The following is an 18,625-nucleotide window of genomic DNA, read 5'->3' on the forward strand; positions in this document are numbered from 1 at the left end:
CGAACGAGGGCCTGAACCGGACAGAGATTGCGCGACGACTGCGGGCCTGCCGCGACAGGCCTAGTTCTGCGCGCCAGCCGCACCGGACGGCGGCAGCGACGAGATGATCGCTTGCAGCGACGCCCGCTCCACCCTGACGATGTCGCCCGGCAGGATCGGCGACGCCTCGTCGACGGCGATTTCCTGGACGGTGCCGCCCTGGCGCCGTTGGACACTGAAACGCATGCGCGTGAGCTGCTTTTCCTGCTCGGTTTGCAGCCGCGGTGCGAGCGCGGTTGACTCATGGATGAGTGCGCGTAGCGCCGCGATCCGGTCGTCCGTCTGCTTGAGTGAAAGCTGGGTTTCGCGCAGCTCGCGCCCGATATCGATCTCGCGCTGGTTCTCAAGATCAGCTAACGCCCGCTCGATGCGGCTGATCTCCTGCTTCGCCCGGGCCGTAGCGAGCACCAAGTCAAGCGCCTGGCTCTCAGATTGCGCGAGGTTCTGCTCGACCGCAAGCTGGCGCGGACTGACCGCCAACCCCTTGCTGATCAAGCTGTTGATGTTGTTGAGCTCGCGCCGAATGAGATCCTGCTGGCGCTGCTGGGTGACGGCCTTGGTGCCGAGGGTCCGTAGCTCTTCTTCAAGCAGGGTGCGTGATTGCTGCAGGAGATCGAGTTGTGAGCGGACGGCTTTGCGGCGCGCGTCGAACAAGGCACTTTCCTCGCGCATCGCTTGGGCGGCACCGTCATCCAGGCTGCGGCGGACGTCCTCCGAAAAAGTGATCGCATCGGCCCTGCGCGCCTCTGCCAGAAGTCTGTCGCGGCGAATCCGCAGGGCAAGAAGCTGTGTTTGTTGCACGCGAATCTCGCCCTCTGCGACAATCGTCTCGCGCTCGAAACGGCCCAACGCCAGCTCCATGCGCTGCACCCCACCGGCGATGGCGACCGCCTGCAGCGCCGTCATCGTCGGCCGAAAGGCGTACTCCCCCGGCCTCTCGACGGCGCCGACCACATAAATCGGCCTGTATTGTGCGATCTCGACGGCCGCAGCCGGCGCGTTCACGAGTCCAGCCGTGCCCTTCAGGCGCTCCGAGATCAACGCTGCGATCTCGGCCGGCGCCTTGCCATCGACCGAGAAGGTGCCGACGACGGGCAGCGAGAGCATGCCAGTCGAACTGATGGCAAATTCGCCGCTGAGCGCCGACCATTCGAACAGTTCGCGCGAATTCGGCCGCCATTCCGACACCTTGATCTTCAGCCGATCCTGCGCGGCGACACGATATTCGAACTCATTCGCATAGGCCTGACCGGTACGGCCTGCGGCAGGTAGCAGGAACAGCGCCGTGAGCAGCATTGCGATCACTCGCGCAGCGGCTTGAGCGAGGGGCGGAACAAGACGGTCGAGTAGGGTGAGAAACCTCACGAAACGCTCCACTGCAGACTACTCTAACAATCCCAAGCAAAACCGTTGCCAGCTCGGGAGGCCGTTAGCGCACCCTTAACCCATGAGGCGCAGCCTTGTGGGTGTCCCTTGCGCCCCTGAAGCCTTTCTTCGGTCGCGGAGCGACGCTATAGTCATTGCTGATAGCGAGCCGCGAAAGCACGAGTGATGCTGATCGTCTTCTTCCTGGCTGCATTCGCCAGCGGCGCACTGACCCTCTGGCTAATGTGGTCGCACGGCTTGCTGGTTGCGTTGATCGCCACCGCTCTTGTCAGCAGCGCGACTGTCGCTCTTTTCGCCGTCGTCTCAACCGTCTTCAGGTCGCGCGTCGCGACCGGCGGCGAGCCGCGGCCACGCGGCATCCCCGACATCGTCGGACCGCGCCAGCGGCGCTGATCTGCCGCGCAATCGATCGTTTGGCACATCAATTGCTGATCAACCCCGTAAAGGCGGTTGGCGCGATCGCGCATCGTACCGCCGCCCACCATTGCGATGGGAGACGGGACAATGACGCTTCCGGCGCGGTTTCGCGCTTCGCATCGAGACCAACAGACGGATCTCGATAGGCTTGGACCGCTCTACCGGCAACTCGAACAGGTTCTCGCCGGGATCGAACGTGAATTCGCCGGGCTGTCACGCCGGCTCGACGAGGCCCGCACGCGCGCGGCAGCGCTGATGGGCAATGAGGACGGCATCTATTTCGATCGTGAGCCGGCTGATGAGGCCAGGCTGGTCGAAGCAGAGGCGCAGATGATGGCGGCTTTCCGCCGGATCGAGCAGTTGCGGGCGCAAAGATCGATGCTCGCCGCCTGGCGCGCCCAGATCGAGGATTCAGGCATCGGCCGCGCATTGCGCGACGGGGCCGGCTCGAGCGGACGGTTCTCCCGTTTTCTGCGTCTGATGCGGGCGCGGATGGCGGTGATCCGGCATCTCTCCCGCTTCTCCGGCTGGGTACTGATGCTCGTCATCATTTATGCGACATTGTCTGGAATCGAGCAGCGGCCATCCGTCGCCTGGCTGATGCCAGACATCGAACGCAGCCTCGCCTTCCTCGCCGCAGCGGCTGCCTTCGCGATCGGCTACCCACGGCAGCGCCCGCTCATCTTCGCCGCCGGCCTCGCCGCAGTCATCTCGCTCGAATTCGCCCAAGGCTGGGCGCCGACGCGCCATGGCACGCCTCACGATGCCTGGGTCAAGGCCTTCGGGCTCTGTACCGGCCTGCTGCTCGTTATCGGTATTGAGCGCCTCAGGCAGCCCGGGAGGAGCTCATGAAGCTCGATCCTCACGCACAAGCGTCAGCCGTGATTTCCGCACCAGCCGCTGCCCGCACGATCGTTCCGATCGTCCTGTGCGGCGGCGCCGGCTCTCGCCTCTGGCCGGCCTCGCGCGAAGCCTTTCCGAAGCAGTTCATCGCGCTGCTCGGCGAGGAATCGATGTTCCAGCAGACGTTGGGCCGGATCCGGGACCCACTGTTTGGCGCTCCGGTGATCGTGACCCACGACGATTTCCGCTTCCTCGTGCTCAGCCAGATAAAGCAGGTCGGGATGACCGGTGAAATCCTGCTCGAGCCAGCCCGCCGCGATTCTGGCCCGGCAATCGCCGCCGCCGTCAACTTCGTCCAGAAGCGCGACCCGCAAGCCCTCGTGCTCGTGCTCGCCTCCGACCACCTGATCGGCGATCTCGCGGCTTTCCGCAGCGCCGTCGAGACCGCGACATCCGGGGCGGCGCAGGGTCGGCTCGTCACGTTCGGCATCGTTCCCGACAAGCCTGCCACCGGCTATGGCTATATCCGGCCGGAACCGGGCAACGAAGGCGTCCGCAAGGTGTTGAGCTTTGTCGAGAAGCCCGATGAGGCGACGGCCGCGCGCTATCTCGACGAGGGGTATCTCTGGAACAGCGGCATGTTCCTTTTCCGCGCCGACAGCTTCATGGCCGAGTTATCCAAGCACGAACCGGCGATGGCGAGCGCTGTAGCGGCGGCCGTGGCGCACGCGCACGAGGATATCGGCTTCCATCGCTTGAACGCTGAACACTTCGGCGCCGCGCCGCGCAAATCGATCGACTATGCCGTGATGGAGCAGACCGATCTCGCCAGCGTCGTCCCTGCCTCCTTCGGCTGGTCGGATGTCGGGAGCTGGTCGAGTGTCTGGGAGGCTTCGCCGCGAGACGAGTCCGGCAACGCCGGCGGCCACAATGTCGAGTTCGTCGACAGTCGCAACTGCTATGTCCAGAGCAGCGGCCCGCTCACGGTGCTGGTCGGTGTCGAGGATGCCGTGGTCATCGTCGAAAACGATGCGGTGATGGTGACGAAGCGCGATCGCGCCGAGCAGGTCAAAGGCGCCTTCGAACGGCTCAAGGCCGATGGGCACCCTTCCGTCGTCAGCTCCCGGAGGGTCTATCGGCCATGGGGATATTACCAGACGCTCGATCTCGGCGCGCGCTTCCAGGTCAAGCGCATCGTCGTCGACCCCGGCCAGAAACTGTCCCTGCAAAGTCATCACCATCGTGCCGAACACTGGGTGGTGGTCCGCGGTATTGCCGAGGTGACCCGCGACGACGAGACCATTCTCGTGCACGAGAACGAGTCGATCTACCTGCCGATCGGCTGCGTTCACCGGATGGCCAACCCGGGCAAGATTCTGCTCGAGATCATCGAGGTGCAGTCCGGCTCGTATCTCGGCGAGGACGACATCGTCCGCTACGAGGACATCTATCGCCGGGTGTGAGCAGCAATCGCTGCCTCCTCAAGATGCTCAGGCGGGTTCAATGCTCAAGCTGTTCCCAGCAATATGTGTCTGCGGCCCGACGCGCCCATCGGCGGCGAGCAAGGCTCGCGCATGGGCATGCACGACCTTGTCGAGGCTGAAGCGGTCGATGTAGTCGGCGCGGTACTGCGCATGGCGGCGCTCGGACGCAACGTTGTCATGATAGTGGATCATTGCGGCGACGAAGCCGGCCATATCTCCCAACGCGACGAGACGGCCGATCCGCTCGTCGCGAATGATGTCGCTCGGTCCGAATTCGCAATCGAAGGCGACCACCGGCAGGCCGAAGCGCAGCGCTTCGCAAATGGCGAGCGACCAGCCTTCCCAGCGCGCGCCTGAGAGGTAGATGTCGCAGCGCGAAAGCGGGAGCGCCGGGCTGTCCGGGTAATGCTCGATCGTGACCCGCCCGGCGAGGCCGAGCTCGTCGATCAGGGCACGGATTGTCGGCCCCTCCTCACCATAGCCGACCAGGACGAGCTCTGCGCCCCCGCGCTTCTCGCAGAATGCGGCGAACGCGTGCAGCAGGATGTCGTAGCCCTTCTGATAGGCGAAGCGGCCAACGGTGACGAAGCGGACCGGACGGTCCGCGTCCGTCGGCGCAGGCACCACCATATCAAACGAGCGCACCGGATTGGGCACCCAGACACATTCGACCTTGCTCGGATAGTCGGCCCGGAAGGCGTCGAGCTGGCGCGGCGACGTGCCGAAGACGCGTGCCAGCTGCGGCAGGACCAGGAACCGCATCGCCTCGAACAGCAGGCTCGCCTTGAACGAGCGGCGCTCGAGCCTGGGATTGCCGTGGAGATAGAGGACGAAGCGGCGTTGGATACCGAGGCAGCAAAGCCAGAACACGGCTGTCGGCTCGACCTGCGGGACGACGACGAGATCGAATTGCCCATCGGCAACAGTGCGACGGACCCGGCGCAGCAGGTCGAGCCGTCCGCTGGAGAAGCTCAGAATGACGTCGTATGGCCGCGACTGGCCGATGATCTGCTCGAAGGGTGAAGTGTAGAGGACGGAAACCTCGAGATCCTGCTCATACTGGATAGCCAATGCCGAGCAGATCGAGTCGGTGACGCGCTCGATGCCGGCGAAGGAGCGCGTCGGCGGCACGATGTAAAGGACTCTGGTCTTCTCGTCCGACATCGCTCTCTTGATCGCCATCGCCCCGAAGCCGCCGGTTGGCATGCTTAGCGGTACGGCTCTTGCAATGTCCGCGCCAAGGGGCGCCCTGCCGCCAGTGGCGAATACCATGTCGGCAATTCGAACAGCGCCAGGCTCAAGGCTTCAGCGGGGCGGCGCATGACCGGTTCCACATTCAAGCTCGCGGTGATCGTCAATTGCTACAACTACGCCGAATATGTCGGCCGTTCGGTCCGCAGCGTGCTCGCGCAGGGCCGCAGCGACTGCGAACTCATCGTCGTCGACGACGGCTCGACTGACGCCTCCTGGGAGGTCATCGGCCAGACGGGAGTCACTGCCTATCGGATCGAGAACAGTGGCCAGCGCCGAGCCTGCGCGTTTGGTCTCGACCGGACGACGGCGCCGTTCGTGCTGTTCCTCGATGCCGACGATGAACTTGCTCCGGGCGCGCTCGATGCGATCATCCCGCATCTGCAGCCCTCGATCGCCAAATTGCAATTCTGCCTGAGCCGCATCGACGGCAACAACAACCACCTGGGTTCGGCTGTCCCGGAACCCGAGCTGCTTCGCACAACCGGTGACCTCAGGGAGCGTGTACGCAAAACCGGCGCCTATATCAGCCCGCCAACGTCCGGGAATGTGTTCAGGCGCGATCTCTGCGAATTGCTGCACGACGCCGAATATGACAACGCGGTCGACGGGATTATCATCCTCGCGGCTCCCTTTTTCGGCGAGGTCGTATCCCTGCCGGAGGAACTTGGGCTCTACCGTGTCCACGGTCGCAACATGTCAGGCGTAGGGCGCACGATCGACGCCGACAAGATCGAACAGCACATGCAGCGCTTCAAGAATCTCATCGAGCACCTCAACAGAGTTATGCCCAACGATGCCAAACCGCGGCAACTCGATGTGGAGCGAACGTTCTTCTACCTCGAGAAGAAGATGATCCTTGCGTCAATCAACGGTAGAATGGGTCGCTATCGGCAAATCCCCAAGCTCGTCCGGATTATTATTGGGGAGTATTTCTCACCAGCACGGAAATTTGCGCTTTCGCTGTTTCATATTCTCATTGCTCTTCTGCCGTTCGGTATCTCACGCCACCTCATCGAGATCCGTTATCGCCCCGAGCTGCGGACAGTTGCAGCTCTGACAAAAACGGTGATCCGCAACAGCGGCTAACCGAATCTCAGTAGAGGCCCCCTAATTTACCGGCAGTGGACGGCGAGCCCACTTGTGACCGGCAGCATGTATTAAGAGTCGCGGCGGCGCGACCTGCTTCAGTAACTGAGCCACTCCGCAACACGGCTGTTGAGCGATCCGGACGGTCCAGCGCCGCTACTGACACCAACGCCCAGTCAGCGCGACGGTGGGCCGAACAGGCGCTCAAGGTCGAACAACACGGCCCTCACCGGAGGCGATAAGGAACAACACCTGCTCTCAATGAACGGGTTTGCGGGCACTCTCCCCCGCAACAGAGGAAGTCGGGGGCGAGCGTGGAACTGTCCAGTGCCTCGATGAACCGGGCCCGTGGAACGCTCCTACAGAGCATGCTTTTCACAACCTCTCCGCAGCCGGGCGAAAGCCCTCCGCCTGGCCGTACCAGAGGCCATCCGGCCCTCGTTCGAGAAGCGGGGTTGCGAAACAACCTTCGACGCGCTCGGGCCAATCCGAACCGAACGCGGCCAGAAGAGCACGCCAGCGCAGCGACTGCAGCATGGCCGCTCCAACCGCGACCGGAACGATGCCCTGCGAGGCCAACAGGCTCAGCCCGGCCCGAACCGATGCGCCGCTCGATATGACGTCGTCGACGAGCGCCACCCGCCGCCCTTCGATCAGGGGCAGCATGCGGGGATCGATGTAAAGCCGTTTGGCCTGCTGCGTCGTAATGGAGGAAAGCGGTACGGATAGCGCCTCATCGTACCAGAATTTGCGCGAGGTCCCGAGTGGAACATAACGATCATGGCCGAGCTTGCGCGCGACCTCCGCAGCAAGCGTGAGGCCTAGTGTCGGTAAGCCGATGACGATGTCGGGCCGAAACGCCGCCAGCCTTCCGGCGAGGTCGCCGGCGAGCGCGTCGACGACGGCGAAACTTGCCTGGTTGACGATCAGGGACGCGAGCCCGTGACGACCGTCGGCGAGAGCCCTGATGGGAAGCAACAGTTGACGGCCATCGGCGAGAACAGCGGGAAAAGTGTCCCGATGCCCAGCCTCGGCCCCATAGCTCCCGCCTGGATGGAGCACCTGCCAGAACTCGTGCGGTCGCACGCCGCTCACCCTGTCGTGAGTTCGCATTCGACGAGTCGCGTCCAGAAGCGGACGCCCGGCCCGATCGCGGCATCGTTGAAGTCATAAGCCGAGTTGTGATGCAGGGCGCCGTCCCGTGCCGGTCCGTTGCCGAGCCAAACATAGCAGCCCGCCGCCTCGGCGGCGAAGAAGGCGAAATCGTCGCCGGCCGTCGAGGGCGGAAAGCTCCGCCGCACCTTGCTGCCGAAAACGTCGCGTGCCGCGGCGAGCGCGCGGGTCGTGGCATCGGGATGATTGACGACGGGCGGAATACGCCGCTCGAAGCGATAATCCGCCGCAACGCCGAACATGGCGGCGGCCCCCTGCGCCAGGCGCCCGATTTCCGTTTCGAGCTGATCGCGCACCGCGGCCGAATAGGCGCGGGCCGTGCCACCGATCTCGACCGTCTCGGGGATGACGTTGAGAGCCCGCGGATCGCCCGCCTGAAGCGAACAGGCGCTGACGACGGCCGGCTGGAGCGGGTCGACGACGCGCCCGACGATCGTCTGCAAACCAGCGATGAAGGAGCCGGCGGCGGTAACGGCATCCCGCCCGAGATGGGGCTTGGCCCCGTGGGTTCCGACGCCACGCAAAGTCAGCCGCCAACTGTCGGAGGAGGCGAGCTGCGGGCCTTCGACCACGGCGATCTCGTCGGGATCAAGGCCGGGCATGTTGTGGAGGCCGTAGACCGCATCGCAGGGGAAAAGCCGGAACAGTCCGTCCTGGACCATGCGACGGGCGCCGCCGCGCCCCTCCTCCGCCGGCTGGAAGATGAAATGCACAGTGCCGCTGAAGCTACGGACCTTGGCCAGCGCCCGCGCCGCGCCGAGCAGCAGCACCGTGTGGCCGTCATGGCCACAAGCGTGCATCTTGCCAGCGGCCTTCGATTTATAGGGCCGCTCGGCCGCCTCCTGCATGGCGAGCGCGTCCATGTCCGCGCGCAGGCCGATGGAGCGTGAGCCGTTTCCCACCGTGAGCGTGCCGACGACGCCGGTACCGCCGAGCCCGCGATGAACGGCAATGCCGGCCTCTTCCAGAATGCCGGCGACGATGCCGCTCGTCCGCTCCTCCTCGAAGCCTAGTTCGGGATGCGCATGAAGGTCGCGGCGGAGCGCCGTCAGGAAGGGAAGATCGGTCTCGATCGCGTCCATCACGATAGCTCCGGAGCCAGGATTTCCAGCACGGGCGTGGCGAGCACACGCCCGCTCGCCACATCGGCGATGCCGCGGTCGGTTTGGTGGGGGCCGGCATTGCAGGCGAGCGTGGCGCCGAAGCAGGCCTTGAACACCAGATAGGGCGGCTGCCAGTCCACGATCGCGTCCATTGCCTGCCTGAGCGCGGCGAAGCCGGCGGCGACGGCGGCAAGCGGCGCGTCCGAGACCAACCCGGAGACAGGGAGCGGCAGCAGCGCGGTCACGCGCCCGTCAGCCACCACGGCCATGCCGCCGCCGGCTGCGATGACGGCATTGGCGGCGAGCGCCATGTCCTCGGCATTGCCGCCGAAGACCGTCAGGTTGTGGCTGTCATGCGAGACGGTGGTGGCGAAGGCGCCCTTCCAGCTCCCCCATTCCCGCAGATATCCCACGCGGGGCTTGCTGTCGGCGAGGCCGTGCCGATGAGCCACCGCTATCAGCGTCGCCCCTTCGGGTGGCACGACTGTGCCGTCGCTGACCGTAGTCTCGGCCTCGCCCCAGCGCGTGAAACGCGGCCGGTCAATCGTCGCGACGCGCACGCGGCTGCCCTGCGAGCGCACGCCGAAATCGGTCGGGGAGAGCGCACCGATCTTCATCGAGGCGCCGAAGGCACCAGGAGGCGTCGGGCGGGCGGGCTCGGTCACGCGGCCATCGCGGGCGACGGTGCGGCCGTTCGTGAGCACATGGCGGGCGCGGAAATCCGTGAGGTCGTCGAACACGACGAGATCGGCGCGCCGCCCCGCTGCGACGAGGCCGAGGTCCTCACGGCCGAGCCGGCGCGCGGCATTGAGCGTGGCGGCCTGTAACGCCCAGAAGGGATCGAACCCATAGCGGACGAGGCGGCGCACGACATCGTCGAGCCCGCCGGCATTCAGGAGATCATCCGGGAAGACGTCGTCGGTGCACAGCGTCACCGTCTGCGGCAGGCGGCCGAGCTGGTTCAGGGCGGCGACGAATTCGGGCAGTAGATGGTCGTGCGAGCCGCGCAGTTCGATGGTCAGCCCGGCCCGCAGCTTCTCCATCAGGTCTGCGCCCGAGACGAGCTCGTGATCGGAGGTCACGCCGGCCGCCATGAAGGCCATGAGGTCGGCACCGGCGAGGCTGCGGGCGTGGCCGCAGACGGGCTTGCCCGCCGCAAGGCCGGCCTGGACGATGCCACTCATGCGCGGTTCGCCGGCGATGACGTCGCGCATGTTCATCACCTCGGCGACGCCGCCGATCTCGGGGCGTACGAGGATCGCGGCAACCGCCTCGGGGCCGAAATCGGCGCCGGCCGCCTCCAGCCCCGGCGCGGACGGCACGCAGGACGGCGCGAGAACGACGAAACGCAAGGGCAGGCCACGCGTGGCGGCGATGGCGTAGTCGACCCCCGCCAGCCCGTGCACGTTGCCGAATTCGTGCGGGTCCCAGACGACCGTGGTCACGCCGCGCGCCAGCACCGCGTCGGTATAGGTCGCGGGCGTCACCATCGAGCTTTCGACATGCATATGCGTGTCGATCAGCCCCGGAACGACGTAGCCACCCGCTGCGTCGACAATCTCGGAGGCGTCGCCGCGCCCACCGCGCCCGTGGACCGAGGCGATCAGCGGCCCGACGAGGCCGATATCGGCCTCGCGCAGCTCGCCCGTCGCCATGTCGAGCAAAATTCCCCCGCTGACGAGACGATCGAAGGGTGCGTCGCCGCGCGCCGCCGCAACGGCACGCAGGCGCAGCGCGGGGGCGGCGAGGTCGAACGGTTCGGCAAGTGTTCCGGTCACGGCTTGGCCGCCTCTTCACGCAGCGCATCGAGGATCATGGTGCGGATGGCGTCGCTGTCGCCGCGGACCGCATAGGACGCATTGAAGACGGCATGCGAGGCGCGCGTCTCGACCACCGTCCGGCCTCTCGTCACCGTCCCGGCGAGCTCGACCGCGATATTCGCCCGCTCGAAGCGCGCGAGGCCCGGTCGAAGGAAGATCGCCGCCGCGCAGGCGTCGTAGAGCGACATGGCCGCCCTTCCGCGTGCGGTCGCGATGGCGATGAAGCCGGCGGTGAGGTCGGCGAGCAGCGCGGCATTGCGCCCGCCAGCCTGCCGGATCGGCTCGACATCCCCAGGTGAAGCGAGGATCTGCCGGCAGAAATCGAGATCGACCATCGTCAAAGGCAGGCCGTGCGACAGGACGACGGCCAGGGCTTCCGGATCGGCGAAAGCGTTGAACTCGGCCGAGGCGGTGTGGTTGCCGCGCGTCACCCCGCCGCCCATCCAGACGAGTTCGTCGATGCGGGCCGCGAGGTCCGGCCGGGCGACGGCCAGCGCTGCGATATTGCCGAGTGGACCCAGCGCCAGGATGCGCTTGGGTCGCTCGCCCACCGTCAGCCAGTCGCACAGGGCGGGAAAGGCAGCCGCCATCGGCAACGGGTCCGTTTCCGGGAGCGCGCGGCCGGAGGTCGGCATTCCGGTTTCGCCGAGGATGGCTGCTGCTGTCTCGATCGGCGCCAGCAGTGGCTGCTCGCGGCCGGAGAAAATCGGGAAACCGAAGCCGAAGACGGCTGCCGCCGCCGCCGCATTGGCGCGAACCCGCTCGATCGGCGTGTTGCCGAAGGTGAGGGAGATGCCGTCGATGCCGTGCCCGCCTTGCCTGACCAGCAGGATCGCGGCGAGGTCATCGAAGCCCATATCTGTGTCGATCCAGACGCCCATGGCTGCCTCAATCGGTCGCGAGGGGCGCGGCCTTGTCGACCGGCAGGTCGAAGGCTACCGCCGCACCCGGCTCATGCGCCGGGAGAGCGGCATCGGCCTCGGCCTTGATCGGGCCGAACGGCGTTTCGAGCACATATTCGCGCGTGCCGCCGGCGAAGGAGACGCCGCGCACGACCCCGCTCAGGGGGCCGGCACCCAGCGCCACCGACCGCGGCCGGAAGGCGAGGCCCGCGACCGCCGGCAACGCGGCCGGCAGCGGGACCGCCACCTCGCCCGCCCATAGCTTGCCGTCGCGGATCGAGAAGATGTTCTCGAAGCCGACGAAATCCGCGACGAAACGCGAGACGGGGCGATTATAGATGTCCTCGGGCGCGCCGATCTGCTCGATCCGGCCGGCGCGCATCAGGACGATGCGGTCGGCCAGCGCCAGCGCCTCCGCCTGGTCGTGCGTGACGAAGATCATGGTCACACCGGTCTGGGCCTGCACGCGCTGGAGCTCGGTGCGCATGTCCAGACGCAGCCTTGCGTCGAGATTGGAGAGGGGTTCGTCGAGGAGCAGGACCTTCGGCTCCATCACCATCGAGCGCGCCAGCGCGACGCGCTGCTGCTGGCCGCCCGAGAGCTCGGGGGGCTTTCGCCCGGCATAGACGGCAAGGCCGACCGAGGTGAGGCCGGCTTCGACCTTGTCGCGCAGCGCCGTCCCGCGGAGCCCCTTGAGCCTGAGCCCGAAGCCGACGTTGTCGAAGACCGTCAGATGCGGAAACAGCGCATAGGACTGGAAGACCAGCCCGATCTGCCGGCGATTGGCGGCCACGCGCGTGATATCCGCGCCGTCGAGCCGGATCGTGCCGGCGCTCGGGGCGAGCAGGCCGGCGATGGCGCGCATCGTCGTGGTCTTGCCGCAGCCGGACGGCCCCAGCAGCGCGACGAGTTCGCCCTTGCCGATGGCGAGATCGAGCTTCTCGACCGCGACCGTGTCGCCATAGCGCAGCGTCAGCCCGTCGAGGGTGAGATAGGTCGGATCAGACATAGCGGGAAAATCCGAGGAAGCGTTCGGCGGCGAACACGATGCCCATGGAGAGGAAGGCCAGCAGCGACGACAGGGCCGCGACAGAAGGGTCGAAGACGATCTCCATGTAGCCGAGCATGTCGACCGGTAGGGTCCGCACGCCCGGCCCCGACAGGAACAGCGAGACCGGAACCTGGTTGAAGCTCGTCACGAAGCCCAGGATGAAGGCCGCGAGGATGCCGCCGCGGATGTTGGGCAGCACCACCTGGAAGAAAGCGCCGAGCCGCGAGGCTCCGAGCAGGACCGCCGCCTCCTCGATGTCCGCGCGCAGATTGGCCAGGCTCGCCGAGACGACGCGGACCGCATAGGGCAGCACGAGGGCCGTATGCGCGAGGAAGAGCGCCAGCGTGATCGGCATGCCGATCGGCACGACGACATAGCGCAGCAGGGCGAGGCCGACGATGATGCCCGGCACGATCACAGGCGCCGAGACGATCGTGCGCACCGTCTCCGTGAAGGGCAGCTGGTAGCGCGACATGGCGTAGGCGGCGGGGACGCCGAGCGCCAGCGCCACCAGCGTTCCGCCGACCGCGAGGATCATCGAGGTGACGAAGCTCTGGCGGAAGCTCTCGACCGTGAAGACCTTGGCGATCCATTTCAGCGAGAAGCCTTGCGGCGGGAAGGCGAGCGTGTCGCCGGCGGAGAAGGACGCCGCGACGATGATCAGGAACGGACCGATCAGGAACAGGACGACGAGCGACAGGACGAGTGCCGCCGGGAAGCGCAGGCTCATGTGCCGGCCCTCGCGGTGGCGATGCGTTTCAGCAGCAGGTTGGTGGAAAAGCTCATGGCGACCAGGATGAGCGCGATGACGCTGGCCGAGACGAAGTCGTTGGCCACGGTGACGCGCTGGTAGAGCAGCGTCTCGAGCATCAGCACCTTCGAGCCGCCGAGGATGGCCGGCGTGATGTAAGCGGTGAGCGAGCCGGTGAAGACGAGCGTGCCGCCGATCACGAGACCTTCCCGCGTCAGCGGCAGCACGACCTTCCAGAAGATCTGCAGCCAGTTGGCGCCGAGCACGCGGGCCGCCGGCACCACGTCCTTCGGAAGGTTTTCCAGCGCCGAGATCAGCGAGATGATCATCAGCGGCAGGAAGAGCTGGAGCAAGCCGATGAAGATCGCCGTCTCGCTGAAGAGGATGCGCACGGGCGCGTCCGTCAAGCCGAGGCCGTGCAGCGCCTGGTTGACGATGCCGGTCCGGCCCAGGATCACGATCCAGGCATAGGTGCGCGCGACCGGCGAGACCATCATGGGCAGCATGATGAGGCCGATCATCCGTCCCTTCGACCCGGGCGGCAGCGAGACGATAGCGAAGGCGGCGGCATAGCCAATAACGGCGGAGACCGCCGTCACCTCGAGCCCGAGCTTCAAGGTGCGCCAGAAGACCGTCTGGTTGAGCGGCTCGGAAAAGAAGCCCGCATAGGCCGCAAGGCTCCAGCCGGCCGGCGAGCGGAAGCTCTCCGACAGCAGGATCGCGACCGGCACGAGGAAGACGACGGCCGCGAACACGGCCGCCGGCAGCGCCAGCAGCAAGGCCTCGGTCCGGTTATGGAACATCGGCTGTCCTCCCGCGCGCCGAAGCCGGCCCGCCCTCGCCTGCTACTGGCCGACCTTGCTGTTCCACGCCTTCAACCACGCGTCGCGCTGGTCGAGTGCGACGGCCGAGGGAATGAGTTTCAGGGATTTGACGGTGTCGGCGCCGTAGGTGATGTTCTCCGCCACCTCCGGGGGAATCTTCACCTCCTTGTTCGCCGGGCTGTCGACGAGCTTCTCGGCCAGTTTCGTCTGCACCTCGGTCGACAGCCAGTAGTCCATGAACTGAAGCGCCAGATCGCGGTTCTTCGAGCCCTTGGCGACGATCATCACGTTCATGCCGCCGGTCTGGCCTTCCTTCGGCGTCGCCCAGGCGAGGGGCAGGCCGAGCTTGGTAAACGGTGCCCAGGAGAAGCGTCCGATGGGCGCCGCCCAGATCTCCTCCTGCTGCATCAGCTGCACCAGCTGCGAGGACTTCACGTAGAAGGTTACGATATCGTCCTTCTTCGCCCCTACGGCGGCGATCGCCTCCCTGAAGTCGGGGCTGTCCTTGCCCATCGCCTGCTCGAGCATATAGAGCGCCGGCGGCCCCTGGTTGGTTGTGACGTTCGGGAAGGCGACATGCGAGACGATCTCCGGCTTGAGGAGATCAGCCCAGGATTCGATCTTCATCTTGTCGCTGCGGTAGACGATCGAGGTGGCGTAGAAGGTATAGCCGACGCTCATGCCGTCGCCGTTCGGATCCTTGGCGAGATCGTAGAGCTTGTCGTGATTCGCGAGCTTGGCGGTGTCGATCCTGTCGACCAGGCCGGCGCGGGAGGCCTGCAGCGCGTCGGCCATTGAGACCACCGCCATGTCGATGACGGGATTTGCCTTGTTGGCCTCCATCTTGGCCAGCCGCTCGACGCTGTTGCCAGTCTCGATCACGAGCTTGCAGCCGCATTTCTGCTCGAAGGGGGCATAGAGCATCTCCTTGTATTCGTCCTGCGCGAAGGCGTAGACGGAGATGGTCAGGGTCTTGTTCTGGGCCTGGGCGGCGCCAGCGAAAAGCGCGAGCGTGGACAGGGCGACGGCTGTCTTCAGCATGGTCCTACTCCGGGGATCGAGTGCAGTCGTTCGACAGTCTGCTGGATGGATTCGAGACGGCCGCGCTGGTGTCCCTGACGACCAGCGACATGGGTACGCGCGAGACATCGACAGAAGGCACGATGCCGGCTTCTGTCTTCAATTTGCCGTCGATGACCCGCACAAGCGAGGCGACCGCGATCTCGGCCAGCCGCGGCAGGTCCGTGCGCACCGAGGTCAGCGGCGGAATGATCGCCGCCGACCAGAGCAGATCGTCGAACCCGGTGATACTCACCTCTTCGGGGATTCGCAGGCCCGCCCGGCTGAGCTCGGTCATGGCGCGCAGGGCGTGAATGTCCGAGACGGCCGCGAAGCCGGTGAAGCCGCGCGCGGCCCAAGCGCCGAGGCCGAGCGGGGTGCCCGCACCGTGCTCAGCCTCGTGCCGCTCGATCCATAGAACCGCGGTTTCGACGCCCGCGCCCAACCCGGCGCGCATCCCGCCGATCCGGTCGTTCTGCACGTTGGAGGCCGGGTTGTTTCCGATCAGCACCACCTTGCGATGGCCGAGTCCGGCGAGGTGTTCGCCGACGAGCTGCCCGCCCTGCCAATGGTCTGCCGACACCGTGTTGCCCGGAGTCGAAGGGCTGTCGATGACGGCGACCGGACAACCCAGATCCGCGATACGGGTGCCGCGCCGCGGCACCACGATCAGGCCGTCGACATCGCGCGCGACGAGGCGATTGATGGCGGATGTTTGCTGCGCGACATCTCCGCGGGAATCGGCGATCAGGACGCCATAGCCGGCCTGGTTGGCGGCGAATTCGATGGCCTGCGCGATCTGCGGAAAGAGCGGGCTTGCAATATCGGGCAGGACGAGCCCGAGCACGCTGCTCCGCCCGGTCCGCAGCGCGCGTGCCGCAAGGCTCGGAACATAGCCGAGACGCGCAGCCGTTTCGCGAATGCGCGGGATCAGCTCAGCCGAGACCCTGCCCTTGCCGGACAGCGCATTCGACACCGTCGCGACGGAAACACCCAGAACCTGAGCGACGTCGCCGAGATTGGCTGCCTGCTTCGATATCGACATACGGCGAGCACACGTCAACAAGTTGCTTAAACGATTAAGCAACTGGGAGACGCGAAAGTCAACCCTCCGGCCGCCGCAAAGCGGCCGGCCAGGCTGTTGCTACGACACCTCGGAGGCCCGGCCGCTCGGCCCGGGTCTTTGCTTTGAGACGTCGGCAGCGCCATTCTCAGCCGGATAGAGGTCTTCGGATTCGGCAATCTGCTGACATGACGGCGCGACGATGCGGCCGGCAAACCGGCGCGATTGTGGCTAGCCGGACCCGCCAACCGGAACATGGCGGGCCCGGCTTCTATCCGGCGACGATCGCCGAGTTCACTCGGCGTAGGATTGCGTTGCCCAGGCTGCCTTCAACTTCGGGCCGACATGGGCGCCGAGCGGCCCGAACCACTTCATGTACAAGGCTTCAGCCTCACCCGACTTGAACATCTTACCCATCGTGTGATTGACGATCCAAAGGATGGTCGGATTGAGCTTGGGCACCATGAAGCCCTGCGGCGCGTAACCATATTCGTCGCCGACGATCTCCAGGGCGTCGGGCTTCTTCGATTGCTTGATTAGCCCGTAGAAGGCCCCATTGTCGCTGAAATAGGCATCGGCCCTGCGGGTTTCGACCGCGATCAGCGCGGCAGCATGGTCATCGACATTGATGACGCGCAGATTGAGTTTCCGCTCGGCCACCAGCTTCTTGAGATCGGGTTCGCTGGTGCCGCCCGTCGCCACGGCGACGATCTTGCCGTTGAGGTCGTCATAGTTCTTGATGCCAGAGCTCTTGAGAACCAGGAGCTGGCTCGCCGAGACATGGCTGACCGACGAGAAGTCGACCTGCTTGTTGCGGCCGAAGGTGTTGACCGTTCCCTCGCATTCGAGGTCGATCGTGCCGTTAGCGACGAGCGCCTGACGGTTCTGGATCGTCATTGGCACATATTTGATCTTGATCTCGGGCAGCTTCAGCTCGGTCTTGATGTCGTCGATGATGCGCTTGCAGAACTCGACCGCGTAGCCCGTCGGGTTCTTGTTGTCGTCGAGATAGCTGAACGGAAACAGCGCCTCGCGAACGCCCATGGTGATGGTCTGGGTGTCGCGCAATTTCTTGACGATCGCGTCGACCTCCTGGGCCCCAGCGGCCGAACTCGCCAGATTCAGCGCCAGAAATGCGCCCGCGGCTGCAGCAAGATGAAATTTCATAAGCTCTCTCCCGTTTTTGCGATCGCTCGCTTGGTGCCCGCCCTCGATGGAAGACGGTGTCTAGAATCCGTCCTTCGCCCGCGCCGCCAGATCGTCGCGAGTCATCTTGTCGAAGCCGAGCGCGGGCAACAATTCGTTCTCGCGGGCGAAGTCACGCCCATAAGCGGCCGACAGCAGGGTCAGCCCAGCCTCGTGCAAGGTCGCCGGGCGCCCGACGAGCCGGCCGAGCAGCACGGTGGGCAATAATCCGTATGGCGCATCCTCGAGAACATAGCGGCTCTCCAATGTCGCTGGGCCGAAACCGCCCTTACCGCGGCTGTGGAGTTCGGCATTCATCTCCGCGATGCTGGCGACCGGGAGATGATAGGAATAGGCGTAGTGCTCGTGGATTGTCCTGACCGAAACGCCGAATGCTTCGGCGATGGCGAGCCGCTCGGCATCGAGCGCTTCCATCACGCGCCCGATCGCGGGCGTGACATTCTCCGCCTGGCCCCAGCTCTCGCCCCGCTCCATCCGAGTCAGGTTGAACAGGGCGATCGCAAGATGGTTTTGCGGATTGAGATTGCTCAGCGCGATCGCGAGCAGCCCTTCGCGCAGGACGAAACGCTCGTCGAACAGCGACGTGCACAGCGCCAGCGCCCCGGCCGAAGCGTCCCGCGGCACCGTCGCGAGATCGATCTTCGAGCGCAGCGAATTCACGGCAACTTCAGTCGGAGAGACCTTGCGGCCGGTCGTCAGCGTCGTGCCCCAGGCGATGATCGGCACCTGGATCTTTCGAGCGGCCAGTAATCGCGAAAGATAGAGCGCGCCGAAAGAGGCATGCGAGCTGATGATGACAGGCTGCCCTTCCCTCAGATGAGGGGCAACCGCGTCGAACGCCATCTTGTGGGCATAACCCGGCATCGCGAGCATCACGACGTCGGCGTTGGCCACGGCTTCCGCGGCACTGCCCGCAATGCGCGGGTAGAAGCTGGTTTCGATCGCGGCGGTTGCGCGCAGCGGTGACCCCGCCGCGAGCGCCTCGGTGCTCCGGCCTGACGGCGACCAGAGCATGGGATCATGCCCCATTACCGATAGCTGGGCTGCGGCGCCGCAGGCAGCTGCCCCTGCACCCAAGATACTAACGCGCATTTGAAATCGCCTCTTCTGCTGGGAGCGGCAGCCCGCCACAAATCGCGCCGGCCGCTTCGGAGAAATTGAAAT

General features: G+C 65.7%; 17 protein-coding genes. 3 read left to right on the plus strand and 14 right to left on the minus strand.

Annotated elements, in window-relative coordinates:
• Nucleotides 1–60: 60 nt before the first annotated feature.
• Nucleotides 61–1,335 (minus strand): polysaccharide biosynthesis/export family protein, encoded by a 1,275-nt coding sequence (locus tag FQV39_RS15200; protein WP_149131060.1) that lies wholly within the window; start codon nt 1,333–1,335, stop codon nt 61–63.
• 221 nt (nt 1,336–1,556) lie between these two features.
• Nucleotides 1,557–1,892 (minus strand): hypothetical protein, encoded by a 336-nt coding sequence (locus FQV39_RS15205; RefSeq protein WP_149131061.1) that lies wholly within the window; start codon nt 1,890–1,892, stop codon nt 1,557–1,559.
• Nucleotides 1,893–1,929: 37 nt separating this feature from the next.
• On the opposite strand from FQV39_RS15205, the gene FQV39_RS15210 reads away from it, so the two are divergent.
• Both FQV39_RS15210 and FQV39_RS15215 read left to right on the plus strand, forming a co-directional pair.
• Entirely contained in the window at nt 1,930–2,694 is a 765-nt protein-coding gene (locus tag FQV39_RS15210; protein ID WP_149131062.1) for a hypothetical protein, read from the plus strand.
• Nucleotides 2,691–4,148 (plus strand): mannose-1-phosphate guanylyltransferase/mannose-6-phosphate isomerase, encoded by a 1,458-nt coding sequence (locus tag FQV39_RS15215; protein ID WP_149131063.1) that lies wholly within the window; start codon nt 2,691–2,693, stop codon nt 4,146–4,148. Before FQV39_RS15210 ends, FQV39_RS15215 begins: the two co-directional genes overlap by 4 nt.
• A gap of 27 nt (nt 4,149–4,175) precedes the next feature.
• Here FQV39_RS15215 and FQV39_RS15220 read toward each other — a convergent pair whose 3' ends face one another.
• The gene (locus tag FQV39_RS15220; RefSeq protein WP_149131064.1) at nt 4,176–5,351 is read right to left on the minus strand and encodes a glycosyltransferase; all 1,176 of its coding nucleotides are present in this window, start codon (nt 5,349–5,351) and stop codon (nt 4,176–4,178) included.
• 138 nt (nt 5,352–5,489) lie between these two features.
• On the opposite strand from FQV39_RS15220, the gene FQV39_RS15225 reads away from it, so the two are divergent.
• A complete protein-coding gene (locus FQV39_RS15225; protein ID WP_149131065.1) occupies nt 5,490–6,509 on the plus strand; it encodes a glycosyltransferase family 2 protein in 1,020 nt (339 codons plus the stop codon).
• A 375-nt stretch (nt 6,510–6,884) separates the two neighbouring features.
• Here the strand turns inward: FQV39_RS15225 and FQV39_RS15230 are convergent, their stop codons facing one another.
• From FQV39_RS15230 to FQV39_RS15280, 11 genes are all read right to left on the minus strand, one after another.
• Nucleotides 6,885–7,622, minus strand: a complete 738-nt coding sequence (locus tag FQV39_RS15230; protein ID WP_149131066.1) for a phosphoribosyltransferase — start codon at nt 7,620–7,622, stop codon at nt 6,885–6,887.
• Nucleotides 7,601–8,764 (minus strand): amidohydrolase, encoded by a 1,164-nt coding sequence (locus tag FQV39_RS15235; RefSeq protein ID WP_149131067.1) that lies wholly within the window; start codon nt 8,762–8,764, stop codon nt 7,601–7,603. The genes FQV39_RS15230 and FQV39_RS15235 overlap by 22 nt, the downstream gene beginning before the upstream one ends.
• The gene (locus FQV39_RS15240) at nt 8,764–10,563 is read right to left on the minus strand and encodes an adenine deaminase (protein WP_248313021.1); all 1,800 of its coding nucleotides are present in this window, start codon (nt 10,561–10,563) and stop codon (nt 8,764–8,766) included. The genes FQV39_RS15235 and FQV39_RS15240 overlap by 1 nt, the downstream gene beginning before the upstream one ends.
• A complete protein-coding gene (locus tag FQV39_RS15245; protein ID WP_149131068.1) occupies nt 10,560–11,486 on the minus strand; it encodes a nucleoside hydrolase in 927 nt (308 codons plus the stop codon). The genes FQV39_RS15240 and FQV39_RS15245 overlap by 4 nt, the downstream gene beginning before the upstream one ends.
• Before the next feature lie 7 nt (nt 11,487–11,493).
• Nucleotides 11,494–12,516 carry an ABC transporter ATP-binding protein gene (locus FQV39_RS15250; RefSeq protein WP_149131069.1) on the minus strand — a complete coding sequence of 341 codons (1,023 nt, stop codon included), beginning with the start codon at nt 12,514–12,516 and terminating at the stop codon, nt 11,494–11,496.
• Nucleotides 12,509–13,288, minus strand: a complete 780-nt coding sequence (locus FQV39_RS15255; RefSeq protein WP_149131070.1) for an ABC transporter permease — start codon at nt 13,286–13,288, stop codon at nt 12,509–12,511. Before FQV39_RS15255 ends, FQV39_RS15250 begins: the two co-directional genes overlap by 8 nt.
• Complete coding sequence (locus FQV39_RS15260) at nt 13,285–14,112, minus strand: ABC transporter permease (protein ID WP_149131071.1); 828 nt, start codon at nt 14,110–14,112, stop codon at nt 13,285–13,287. The genes FQV39_RS15255 and FQV39_RS15260 overlap by 4 nt, the downstream gene beginning before the upstream one ends.
• Before the next feature lie 42 nt (nt 14,113–14,154).
• Nucleotides 14,155–15,174 (minus strand): ABC transporter substrate-binding protein, encoded by a 1,020-nt coding sequence (locus tag FQV39_RS15265; protein WP_149131072.1) that lies wholly within the window; start codon nt 15,172–15,174, stop codon nt 14,155–14,157.
• Nucleotides 15,175–15,178: 4 nt separating this feature from the next.
• The gene (locus FQV39_RS15270) at nt 15,179–16,237 is read right to left on the minus strand and encodes a LacI family DNA-binding transcriptional regulator (protein ID WP_149131073.1); all 1,059 of its coding nucleotides are present in this window, start codon (nt 16,235–16,237) and stop codon (nt 15,179–15,181) included.
• Nucleotides 16,238–16,549: 312 nt separating this feature from the next.
• Nucleotides 16,550–17,422: an amino acid ABC transporter substrate-binding protein gene (locus tag FQV39_RS15275; protein WP_149131074.1), complete on the minus strand. Its 873-nt coding sequence runs from the start codon at nt 17,420–17,422 to the stop codon at nt 16,550–16,552.
• 60 nt (nt 17,423–17,482) lie between these two features.
• Nucleotides 17,483–18,553 (minus strand): NAD/NADP octopine/nopaline dehydrogenase family protein, encoded by a 1,071-nt coding sequence (locus FQV39_RS15280; protein WP_149133864.1) that lies wholly within the window; start codon nt 18,551–18,553, stop codon nt 17,483–17,485.
• Between the last annotated feature and the right edge of the window lie 72 nt (nt 18,554–18,625).

The sequence above is a fragment of the Bosea sp. F3-2 genome, assembly GCF_008253865.1.
In the GTDB taxonomy this organism is placed as follows: Bacteria; Pseudomonadota; Alphaproteobacteria; order Rhizobiales; family Beijerinckiaceae; genus Allobosea.

What these genes read in the sequence shown, in the direction of transcription:
- FQV39_RS15200 (WP_149131060.1), bottom strand. Translation starts at nt 1,335, where the DNA reads ATGCTGCTCACGGCGCTGTTCCTGCTACCTGCCGCAGGCCGTACCGGT.
- FQV39_RS15205 (WP_149131061.1), bottom strand. Translation starts at nt 1,892, where the DNA reads ATGCGCGATCGCGCCAACCGCCTTTACGGGGTTGATCAGCAATTGATG.
- FQV39_RS15210 (WP_149131062.1), top strand. Translation starts at nt 1,930, where the DNA reads ATGACGCTTCCGGCGCGGTTTCGCGCTTCGCATCGAGACCAACAGACG.
- FQV39_RS15215 (WP_149131063.1), top strand. Translation starts at nt 2,691, where the DNA reads ATGAAGCTCGATCCTCACGCACAAGCGTCAGCCGTGATTTCCGCACCA.
- FQV39_RS15220 (WP_149131064.1), bottom strand. Translation starts at nt 5,351, where the DNA reads ATGGCGATCAAGAGAGCGATGTCGGACGAGAAGACCAGAGTCCTTTAC.
- FQV39_RS15225 (WP_149131065.1), top strand. Translation starts at nt 5,490, where the DNA reads ATGACCGGTTCCACATTCAAGCTCGCGGTGATCGTCAATTGCTACAAC.
- FQV39_RS15230 (WP_149131066.1), bottom strand. Translation starts at nt 7,622, where the DNA reads ATGCGAACTCACGACAGGGTGAGCGGCGTGCGACCGCACGAGTTCTGG.
- FQV39_RS15235 (WP_149131067.1), bottom strand. Translation starts at nt 8,764, where the DNA reads ATGGACGCGATCGAGACCGATCTTCCCTTCCTGACGGCGCTCCGCCGC.
- FQV39_RS15245 (WP_149131068.1), bottom strand. Translation starts at nt 11,486, where the DNA reads ATGGGCGTCTGGATCGACACAGATATGGGCTTCGATGACCTCGCCGCG.
- FQV39_RS15250 (WP_149131069.1), bottom strand. Translation starts at nt 12,516, where the DNA reads ATGTCTGATCCGACCTATCTCACCCTCGACGGGCTGACGCTGCGCTAT.
- FQV39_RS15255 (WP_149131070.1), bottom strand. Translation starts at nt 13,288, where the DNA reads ATGAGCCTGCGCTTCCCGGCGGCACTCGTCCTGTCGCTCGTCGTCCTG.
- FQV39_RS15260 (WP_149131071.1), bottom strand. Translation starts at nt 14,112, where the DNA reads ATGTTCCATAACCGGACCGAGGCCTTGCTGCTGGCGCTGCCGGCGGCC.
- FQV39_RS15265 (WP_149131072.1), bottom strand. Translation starts at nt 15,174, where the DNA reads ATGCTGAAGACAGCCGTCGCCCTGTCCACGCTCGCGCTTTTCGCTGGC.
- FQV39_RS15270 (WP_149131073.1), bottom strand. Translation starts at nt 16,237, where the DNA reads ATGTCGATATCGAAGCAGGCAGCCAATCTCGGCGACGTCGCTCAGGTT.
- FQV39_RS15275 (WP_149131074.1), bottom strand. Translation starts at nt 17,422, where the DNA reads ATGAAATTTCATCTTGCTGCAGCCGCGGGCGCATTTCTGGCGCTGAAT.
- FQV39_RS15280 (WP_149133864.1), bottom strand. Translation starts at nt 18,553, where the DNA reads ATGCGCGTTAGTATCTTGGGTGCAGGGGCAGCTGCCTGCGGCGCCGCA.